Source organism: Turicibacter sp., from assembly GCF_017941855.1.
Lineage (GTDB): Bacteria > Bacillota_I > Bacilli_A > MOL361 > Turicibacteraceae > Turicibacter > Turicibacter sanguinis.
The window spans coordinates 1-10,728 of the sequence record NZ_JAGAVR010000058.1 but is presented as its reverse complement, the minus strand read 5'-3'; the positions used below and the strand labels follow the sequence as shown (position 1 = coordinate 10,728).

Sequence of the window (10,728 nt, the reverse complement as noted above, 5' to 3'; positions counted from 1 at the left end):
CACCATTTTTTGCAAATTCTGCGAGTAAACTCGGTCCATAAAAGCTAGAAAGACCTGCCTTAAAACACATTAAGTGACCAATTGTTGTATCAGAATGACCAATCAAAATTTTAGGATTCTTTTTAATGATCTCAAAATCTATATACAAGCAGAAATGTATTTCACTATTATAAATTAATCTCAGTCCTGAAGTCTTTTTGATACTTAGAGCTAACTATAGTCCAGTTAAAAGTTTTCCAAGTGTGAAAAACTTATCTTGACTTATATATATACGGTAATCATTTGATGAGATTATCACCACCGATACAATTAAAAATCACTTTGATGCTTTCATCTCAAAAAGCTTCCAACAAAGATTCTCATCTCCTCCCCCCTAGGATAAACTAATGGTTGTCACTTATCTCCTTTGTTTTATTTTTTCGGTTTCATTAACATCTTACTACCCTCATTATTTTGTTATATATTACCATGAAATTTAAAAAAGACATGCTTTTTTAGCATGTCTTCTTTCAATAACACTGAAAAGATTCAATTCTTCTTAAATCGATTCCACCATACACCCAGTACCGACCATTCCATCTAAACCCTGCAATACTTTTATGTCCGACATAAGTGAAATACACCCAGTACCCACGACCATGGCTACCTGTTGGCCAAATATAGACATATCGATATAGACAATTTGCAATACCACCCGGATCAATGGCAAATGGTTTAGCCTGGCTTTGTTGTGGCGTAAAATTTGGCGGTGGTGACTTAGGTGCTTCACTTTGTTTTGGTGGTTGATTATAAGATGGGCCCATCATCGGTGGTCCATAAGGTGGCATATTAGGTGGTGGTAGTACTTGCCCTGGCCATACATTCGAATTAAAAGGCTGACTTTGAGCATTCCATGAATCCTGAGTTCCTGTTGGAACTTGGATACTATTCGGTCCTTCATTAATCGTTGTCCAGCCGAGTGCATCATCTGCTCCAACATTAACAATTCTAATATTAGAGTATTCCATTTCTATCCCTCCAATCTTGCTAGAATAGTCTATGTCTTTTTTTTTGATAGGTGACTTCTTAGTTTCAATTCATTCACCCTCTAATTGATGTTCCTCTTGCATCATCCATTTAGACACATCTTCTACTTCTTCAATGACTAAATTTTGATTTAGAACTTGATCAACATATGTTTTTAAAGGGTGTTGCTGGGTAGCCACGACAAACGTAAACTCTACATTTGTTGCAACGCCCCACTGACCTTCCCTATTCATTGCCATAAGACTCATAGAACTAACTGTCCCACGCTTTCTCATCAGTTTATTTTCAAAGCGTTTCAGTGCCTGGGCACATGCTTCCATTGGACTACAACCTTCTTCCATTAACCTCACCACCTCATATGATAAGCATCCTTTCATAATCTCTTCGCCAAGTCCTGTTGCTGCCACTCCCCCTACTTCACTATCTGCATAATACCCCGATCCAATAATTGGAGAATCCCCCACTCGGCCTGTTTTTTTCATAAACAAACCACTTGTTGACGTTGCTGAAATAACTGTCTGATTAGAATCAACGCCAACCATACTCACTGTGTCATGTCCATCATACGGTGTTAAGTCAACATTTTTCATTAACAACTGACGAGCTAAAAATTCATCTTTAGCTTTTTTCGTTAACATATTTCGCTTTTCAAAGCCTTCAACATGCGCATATTTTTCTGCTCCATTTGCAACTAAAAAAACATTTACCTCTTCATCCGATAACTTCTTCACTACATCAATTACATTTTTTATATCTCGAGCTGCTCCCACAGCTCCAAAACTCAACGTATTTCCATTCATCCACCCTGCGTCAAACTCACAAACACCTTCTTCGTTTGGCAATCCCCCATATCCAACCGATTTATAACGTGGATTATTCTCTACATCATTAATCGCTACTTTAACCGCTTCATCTGCTGTTTTTCCCTCACTTAAAAGATTCGCCGCCAACCGAACTCCCTCTTTTGAAAAATACCACGTTGCAATGATTCCCCATCTCATCATTTCACACCCTCCCATCATATTCATGATTTATTTCATGTTCCTATATACATAGAAAAAAGGGTATTTCTACCTAGAAATACCCTTTTTATGCTTGGAATTCTTTCGTCACAATATAATGTAACTCCTCTTCTCCCGCCTCATTTTTTTGAACTTCTTTAATAATTAACCCGCAAGCCAATAATTCGGCTAATCCTGGCTCTAAGTCATGCTTGGCTTCTTCTAAATTTTGTAACGTTCCTAAAATATCTTCGACCTGTTCCGTAATCAAATAAACAAAGAAAATATAAATATTTTTAGCTGCAGGTGACAACTGTTCACTTTCTAGCACGGATTGTGGTAGATCCATTGTATCTTCATCATAATAAAATTCAAAATTAGTATAATAACGCGTCTTCATATTTTGGCCTCACTTCGCTTCATTCAAGATGTAAGATTATTATACAACAATCTTACGTCCACAACAAATTGAAATCTATAAAATAACAATAGATTTAGCATTGGCGTTGCCCACAAACAGGAACTTTTCTATTATTAACTTTCAAGTAGCTATGTGTGGATCAGAAGAGGATTTATTTTTATACCAATCCTTGATCACCTTTTTATATGAGTAAAATGAAGGTGCCACCCACCATGATGACTAACCCACTTGCAGATTTTTTCGTTAACTTTTCCTTTAAAAACATATAAGAAAATCCGATGGTTACCAGAATACTTAATTTATCGATTGGAACGACGAGACTTGCGTCTCCTTCTTGCAGTGCTTTGTAATAACAAAGCCACGATAAGCCAGTTGTTATCCCAGACAGTACAATAAAGAACCAACTTTTTGAATCAATATGCTTCACCTCATGTTGTTTATGGGTTACGAAGACGATAATCCATGCCATGATTAGCACGACAATGGTTCGAATTGCGGTTCCTAAATTTGATTCAACACCGATAATTCCAACCTTTCCTAAGATTGCAGTTAAACTAGCCAAAATAGCCGATAAAATGGCATAAAACATCCAACGACGATTACTAACCTCTTTTTGGATATCTTCCTTTTTCATAATCATTAAATAGGTTCCAACACCGATTCCAATCATTCCTAGAAGCTTCGTTATACTTAACCTTTCTCCTAAGAAAATGAATGCTAAAATCATCGTTAAAACTGTACTTGATTTATCAATTGGCGTCACTTTATTGACATCCCCCAGTTGCAATGCTTTAAAATAACAAAGCCATGATCCACCAGTTGCTAATCCCGATAAAATTAAAAATAGTAACGTTTTTAGGCTAATCTCTGATATCGTTTGAAAAGAGCCCACGATAAAGACCATAAACCAAGAAAACACTAGAACAACCACAGTCCTTATAGCTGTCGCCACATTAGAATCTGTTTGTTGTATTCCAATTTTAGCTAAAATGGACGTTACACCGGCAAAAAAGGCTGATCCTATCGCATATAATATCCACATTAACACTCCCCCTTTCAAATCATTGTATCATATAACAGTCAACTGATTTTAAGAGGATTTAGGACTTATTTAGCGTAAAATGAATCACCAGTCCACTTTCCCTTCCATTTGTGGCCCAAATTCGTCCTCCATGAGCACCGATAATGCTTTGACAAATAGATAAACCAAGCCCTGCTACCTTCCGACTTTGATCTGACGTATAAAGTGGCTTGAAAATCTGCTCCAATTCTGTCTCTTTTACCCCACATCCTGTATCAGCAATCGAAATCAAAACCCCCTTTGCCTGTGATTGAATCTTAATCTGTATCCGCTTGATGGTTGATTCCTTCATATGCTTGATGCTATTGTCGATAATATTTCCAAATACACGTCGGATTTTTCCATAATCAATCTCAAGAAGCTCATCCTGACACATATTTTCAACCTTAAACTCAACGCCAATTTCACTTAGTTCTAACTCATAATCTTGACGTAAATGTTCCTCTAATTGCTTTACACTCATCTTCTTTTTATGGAGTGAACTTCCCAAATTATAATTTAAGTAATGATCAAACTCATCAATAAGCTCCTTAATCACCATTGACTTGTCATAGATGGTCTCCGTATATCGTTTCATTCGTTCTGCACTTAAATTTCCTTTGTTCAATCGTTCTGCATACCCCATGATTGAAGTAAGCGGTGTTTTAATATCGTGTGAAATTGAGGCTATAATACGGCTTTGTTGGAGCTTTTGATCTTCAAGTTCATTTGCCAGATATACAAATCGGTTTTTAAGCTTTCCAACTTCGTCACATCGATTTGTTTTTCGTGGCTTTATCCCCTTTTGATATTGATCCATATCTAGTTTTAAACCTTCAATTGGCTTGATAATAAATAAGTATAGTAAAGTAGTTAAAATGATAATACTGATCACAATATTAAATTGTTCAAAATCAAGCAAGGTCATAACTGGTGAAATTGCAAATGGATCTTCTACAGACAATATTCCTGTTACCTTTAGTAAATAATAGCTGCCCTCATATTCAAAAATAGAAGATTCATGGACACCCAGACTCCCCTTGATAGTTGGTTTATTTTCATATAGCGTTTCCCCTTCTAAGTTTTCAATCACAATTTGATAACAATCACCGTTATGAAAGGACTTAGAACCATACTCGTCAATCGACTGATTGCTTTGGATTTTAGATAAAATTTCAAAAGTTGTCGCATTCACACTTTGTTGAGCTTCCTCAATTTCTGCTAATACTTGATCGGATAAATAAAAATTATAATACCAAACAAGGGTCCCAAAGTTTAAAATAAAGATTAAAAAAATGACGATGGCTCCTTTTTGTCGTAAACTCATCGTCCTTCTCCTTCAGGTTTAACTAGTTTATACCCGACTCCCCAAATGGTTTTAATATACTGATTATCTGGGTCTAACTTTTGACGTAGATTTTTGATATTAACCGCTACTGTTCCAATATCACCATAATTTTCGCCCCATATCGCATCAAAAATTTGTTCACGACTTAACACACGGCCACTATTTTCAACGAAGTACTGAAATAATTGAAACTCACGAGGAGATAAATCAATATTAACCTCGTCTTTAAAGACTTCATATCGATTTAGATATAATTTGAAACGATCAAACTGCAAAACATCTTGTAAGGATTCAATGGCATTCATTTGATGTCGTTTTTCTCTTCTTAAATGTGCTTTGACTCGTGCAACTAATTCCTCTACAACAAAAGGTTTGCAGATATAATCGTCTGCTCCCATTTCAAGCCCCAGTAAGGTATCAAGCGTTCTGCTTTTTGCACTGACAAAGATAATAGGCGCTTTCAATTGATCACGTACCCGGCGACATAATTCAAGCCCATCCATCTTTGGCATCATAATATCTAAAATCATGAGTGAAATCTCACATGATTCTTCTATCTTTTCTAACGCTTCGTTCCCATCATGACAAATGATTATTTCAAATCCTTCATCTTCAAGAGCATCCGCAATTAAATATGCAATGGCTTGATCATCATCCACAATTAAAATACGATCCATGTTCAATTCTCCTTCCCTTCAATATAAAGAGAGAGAAGCCAATCATTGCTTCTCTTTCCTATTATACATGTTCTTAATGATTAAAATCCAAATAAGTGTAAAAGTTTTTGCCAAAAATTAAGAGAAGTTTCTTCGACAACAGGGACTTCAACGGTTATATCTTTTGCGATTGCATTTGTTTTCATCACAAACTGAACGGATTCAACCTCCGTATTTTTATCAGACACAAAAGATTTCATTTCAAAGTCGCCACCTATTATATCTGAAATCATTTCATCCACTTTATCACTGACTTCTTGATCAATTCCAGTTGTTTCTTCTCTCATTTGTCCTGTTCCATCTGAAAGTTCAATTGTTCCATCGACTAGTTGGTTCACTCCATCAGCAAGACTTACCGTTCCATTATACAGTTCAGTCGTTCCATTTTGAAGCTCTGTTGTTCCACTTTGTAGTTGATTCACGCCATCTTTTAAGGTATTGGCTCCATCTGATAAACTAGTTGTTCCACTTGCTAACCCATTCACTCCTGTTACCAATGATTTAGCCCCTTCGCCTACTTGTGACACACCATCAGTATAGGCTAAAATTCCTTGATGAAGTATCTGGTACTCTGTGGCTAACTGTGCGACTCCATTATTTAATGTCTGCACTCCTTCGCGAAGTGTCGCCATTGGTCCTGTTGAAGAGAGCATTCCTGATACACCAGAGACTAATGTTACAATCCCAGAATGAATGCTATCATAATTCGCATTTAAAGAACCAATTCCACCAACAACTTGATTCACCCCTTCATTAAATGCACCATAATTGGCATTTAGTCCGTCCATTCCAGCAGAAATTTGGCCAATTATTCCTGCTTGTTGTTGATAAGCATAAACTAGTGCCTGAACATTTGTGTCTTGACTACTACTAAGCGCGGCTAGTAATCCCTGCATTTCTTCTGATTGTGATGATGCGGCAAGTTGTTGTAAAGCCCCTGCGCTTTGAGAAATCCCTGCTGCAATTTCATTTGAGCTATTGACAAGTGACTGACTACTACTTGCTAAATCATTAAGTCCTCCTTTAAATGATTCTGATCCATTTTGAAGCTGTGATAGACTATTTCCCATCTGCCCACTCTCTAAAATGAATTGATCGACTCCACTTAATAAAGCTCCTGCTCCTTCTTGTAATTGATGAATTCCATTCACCACAGCTTGAGATCCTTCTGTTAACATAGAATTTTGACTCACCAAGGTATCAAGCCCAGTCGCTAATTCTAAAGATCCATTTTGTAGTCTTGAAGTCCCATCCTTTAACGTTTGAATCCCTGAGTAAAGACTAGAACTTCCAGCCGCTAATTCATTCATTCCCTTACTTAAAGACGTCGCACCATCTTTTAACGTATTCACCCCATCTTTTAATGTTGCTGTGCCATCTTTTAAATCAAAGCTTCCGTCTTTCAGTTCTGTTGCACCGTCGTCAAGTTTTACCACTCCATCTTGAAGTTCAAGTAAACGATCGGTAAACTCACTTGTGTCTGGATTATCAATATTCAAATTTAATGGAATCCCATTAATTTGAATGCCATCCATACTAAAGTCTGTTGAATTCACTGTAAACTCAATTTCTTTTTCATTTCCAGCCATCATGGTATAGACTAATTGTTTTTTACTTCCTACATTGGCAACGGTTGCTCCCTCAGACTTAACAAGCGTTGTATAAGTTGAATCAAATGCAATCGTGGTTTGAAGAGCAAAATTTTCAAAGAAAACTGAATCGACTTTTGTATTTTCTTTCACACTTAATTTCACTGTGATTTCTCCATTTGCCCCTGCAAGTTCATTAGCATCTACTTTTTTACCATTTAAATAATAACTAATGTTCAATAACCAAGGAATGTCTGTCGTTTCCAAATCTCCTTGATAATAAAAACGTCCATTCACATCATCAATCGTAATTTTATCTTGTGCTAACGTAATGGGAGCTGTTGTCGTTAAATTACTAACACTGGTATAGGCTCCGTAATCGACGATACGACCTCTACTTTCTGAATTAAATACATTCACGACATAGATATTTTCAACATTACCGCTCTGGTTTAAATTAATATAAACGACTTCTTCTTTTGGAATATTTACACTTGCCAATACCCCAATTTGAGTTGAACTCATAATAAGTGCACTCGCACTCACCATTGATACTATTTTAGGCATTGATGATTTCATGTTTAACTCCTCCACTCTTTTGTTCACGATAAAACTTTGTCTTTAAGGTTGTTTTTTCAATGATTGGATCGCATAAGACCAGTAAAGCTGGTAAGAATAATAACACTAAAATAACTGAAATAAATCCTCCACGTCCAATTAACACCCCTAATTGACTAATCACAACATTTGTTGAAATAATTCCAATATTTGCTCCTGCAATACATAAAATTCCACCTGATGTTAAAATTGATGGTGCTGTTTCCGTAATGGCACGCGTTGCCGCTTCATATTTAGAAACAGATTGTCGATGATGTAGGTAACTTTCAGCAAATAAAATGGCATAGTCCACTGTAGCCCCTAGTTGAACCGAATTAATGACCAAATAGCCAATGTAATTTAAACTTGTTCCACTATAATAAGGAACCGATAAATTAATCCAAATCGACGCTTCGATTGTCAATAATAACAAGACAGGTAAAGATAGTGATTTAAATGTCACGAGTAACACAACCCCAATGGCACCAATCGCTAACAGATTGACCCATAAGTTATCATTAGTTACCGTCTCCTTGATATCGTATGTACTAACAGATCCACCTGCTAGGTAATAATCATCGTCATAATACTCATGTGCAATCTCGCGTAGCTTCGCCACAAATTCAAAGGTTTGTTCCGATTCTTCATCTACCGCTGCTGTAATGATAAAGCGACTATAATCTTCTGAAATTAATTTAGATGCCTCATCTTCTGGTAAATAGTCTAAAGGAATCTCTGATCCTACGACATCAACGATGGATAAGACAGAGGTTACTTCAGGAAGGGTTGATAGGTTAGCTGACAGTTCTTTTTCTAATCCCCATTGCCCTTTTGGTACCATTAATGCAAAGGTATTTGCTTCTCCAAATGTTTCATTAATCAGAGCCTTTTCCTGTCCCACTTGTGACTCGGGTGTATTCATACCTGAAGATCCATACATAAAGTCTGTTTTTTGCTGAGCTAAAAAACAAGGAACAACTAATACAAGAACTAACACTAAGATTCCTGTTCGAACACGAGTTGCCAATTTTGCAATTTTATTAAATGATGGCATAAAGGAACGGTGATGTGTTTTATCAATCCATTTATACGTATACATCGCCAGAACAGGTAAGAAAAATAACACGGATAATAAACTGAAAATAATTCCTTTTGCTAAAACGATTCCCATATCTGGGCCAACTTTAAAACTCATAAGTGTCAAGGCAATAAATCCAAAGAAGGTCGTCAATCCACTTGAAAAGATAGAAGATGCCGCTTTAATCATTGCTTGATGCATCGCATCTTGGACAGACATTCCCTCATCCCTAAACTCTGCAAATCGATGCAATAAAAAGATGGCGTAATCCATCGAGACTGCTAATTGTAAAATGTTACTTGTTGCATTCGTAATGAATGAAATTTCCCCAAAGATGATATTGGTTCCCGCATTTAACGCAATCGAAATCCCAATTGTCACTAAAAAGAGAACGGGCTCAAACCATGAACTTGTCGTCACGAGTAATACGACAAAGATCATCGGAATTACAAACCCCATAATCATCGGAATTTCAGTTCCCGTTGAAACTTGAGCTGCAGCCGTTGTAACCGCTTCTCCTGTCATTGCTCCTTCATCTCCAATAATGGCACGAATATCATCTAACACTTTCACCGGCTCTTCTTCAGAAATTGTTAACGAATAAAGAACCCCGTTATCTACATACCACTTAGCTACCGTCTCTGGTTCTAGGGTTTCTAGAGGTTTTGTCACATCTTCAGAATCATCTAACCATTCAATTGACTCAACGCCTTCAACGTTTGCTAACGTTTCTTTATAAGCTAATGCCTCGACCACACTCACATGTGGAATATAAACACGTACATTGGGTGTTTTTGTCGTATAAGCATCATCCATCACTTCAAGCGCAAGCGTTGAAGGGGCATTATCAGGCAAATAATCAGCTAAATTATAATTCACTACAACCTGTTGTTTTAAAAACAAACACATAATGGCCGAGATAATAAAGCATAATAATACAGCCTTTTTATGTTTCAAGACTTTATCTGCTATCACATTCATAACTCTTTTATCCTCCTTTTTGTCTCTAGAGTTATCTTAACAACAAAAAATTAGAGAATCGGTTAAAAAAAATTAAGAAATATTAAAAATTAAAAAGCGCTTAAGAAAAAAACACTCCCAAAAAACAGTGTAAAATCTCCTTTTAACTTTTATCAGTTCTCTTTGCAAAGAGCCCTATCTCCACCGCCTGTGCCTTGCAGCCATCATATCCACTAGAGGAATCAGTCCTACGACTTCAACTGTTATAAAAAATTTAATACAAATAAAAAGATTAATCTGAGTATAGTCGATGACTACTAACTTGAGATTAACCTTTTTTTATTTTCTCTTCAAATATCTACTTTTAAAAAACTATATTTTCTCAGATAAATGCGGGATTGAATAGGATGTTTTAACCAACTAGAATTTACTATTTCATCAAATAATACGTGAGGCTAATTAAAGCTTGTTATAAAACAGGTTTTAATGTATCGATCGCTAAATCTATTTATTACTATAAACATAAATGAAATCAAACAAAATACGGCATGAGTCTGATTGAAGTCAGACCACATGCCGCATAAATTCTATTTTTATTGATTATCTATCTGACAGGATTACTTCACCTTCAGCATAGCCCATTATAATATTTAATTCAATTATAATAAGACTAAATTTTATCCATAAAAAAAGTTATCTCATTTAAATAATAATTATTTTTTTCTATTTTTATAGACAGCCACAATGCCAGATAGAGTTGTCATAATTCCACCTAACATAAATGGTAAACTCTGGATTGTCAACACTAAACTAAACAACTTTTTTAAGGGTATTTTGACGATATTCAACTGGGGATAAATATCCCAGTGAAGAGTGGATCCTATGATTGTTATACCAGTTAACGTAGTCGGCAAATTCATAACCTAGTTGTT

10 protein-coding genes are annotated in these 10,728 nt (G+C 36.1%); all 10 read right to left on the bottom strand.

Annotated elements, in window-relative coordinates:
• A partial coding sequence (locus J6D32_RS07815) for an LD-carboxypeptidase (protein WP_287467515.1) occupies positions 1-148 on the bottom strand: 148 nt, incomplete at its 3' end.
• Positions 149-509: 361 nt separating this feature from the next.
• Positions 510-1,007: a hypothetical protein gene (locus J6D32_RS07810; protein WP_202979832.1), complete on the bottom strand. Its 498-nt coding sequence runs from the start codon at positions 1,005-1,007 to the stop codon at positions 510-512.
• 69 nt (positions 1,008-1,076) lie between these two features.
• Entirely contained in the window at positions 1,077-2,030 is a 954-nt protein-coding gene (locus tag J6D32_RS07805) for a glycosylasparaginase (protein ID WP_287467514.1), read from the bottom strand.
• Between the two features lie 85 nt (positions 2,031-2,115).
• Positions 2,116-2,427 (bottom strand): hypothetical protein, encoded by a 312-nt coding sequence (locus J6D32_RS07800; RefSeq protein WP_006785495.1) that lies wholly within the window; start codon positions 2,425-2,427, stop codon positions 2,116-2,118.
• Positions 2,428-2,629: 202 nt separating this feature from the next.
• Positions 2,630-3,490 (bottom strand): EamA family transporter, encoded by an 861-nt coding sequence (locus J6D32_RS07795; protein ID WP_055164834.1) that lies wholly within the window; start codon positions 3,488-3,490, stop codon positions 2,630-2,632.
• A 58-nt stretch (positions 3,491-3,548) separates the two neighbouring features.
• On the bottom strand, positions 3,549-4,835 hold the full coding sequence (locus tag J6D32_RS07790) for a sensor histidine kinase (RefSeq protein ID WP_055164837.1): 1,287 nt from the start codon (positions 4,833-4,835) through the stop codon (positions 3,549-3,551).
• Positions 4,832-5,533, bottom strand: coding sequence for a response regulator transcription factor (locus J6D32_RS07785; protein WP_132942966.1), 702 nt, complete (start codon positions 5,531-5,533; stop codon positions 4,832-4,834). Before J6D32_RS07785 ends, J6D32_RS07790 begins: the two co-directional genes overlap by 4 nt.
• Before the next feature lie 80 nt (positions 5,534-5,613).
• Complete coding sequence (locus J6D32_RS07780; RefSeq protein ID WP_055164843.1) at positions 5,614-7,740, bottom strand: hypothetical protein; 2,127 nt, start codon at positions 7,738-7,740, stop codon at positions 5,614-5,616.
• The gene (locus J6D32_RS07775; protein ID WP_287467510.1) at positions 7,721-9,817 is read right to left on the bottom strand and encodes an efflux RND transporter permease subunit; all 2,097 of its coding nucleotides are present in this window, start codon (positions 9,815-9,817) and stop codon (positions 7,721-7,723) included. The genes J6D32_RS07780 and J6D32_RS07775 overlap by 20 nt, the downstream gene beginning before the upstream one ends.
• 789 nt (positions 9,818-10,606) lie before the next feature.
• A partial coding sequence (locus tag J6D32_RS07770) for an IS3 family transposase (RefSeq protein ID WP_195248546.1) occupies positions 10,607-10,728 on the bottom strand: 122 nt, incomplete at its 5' end.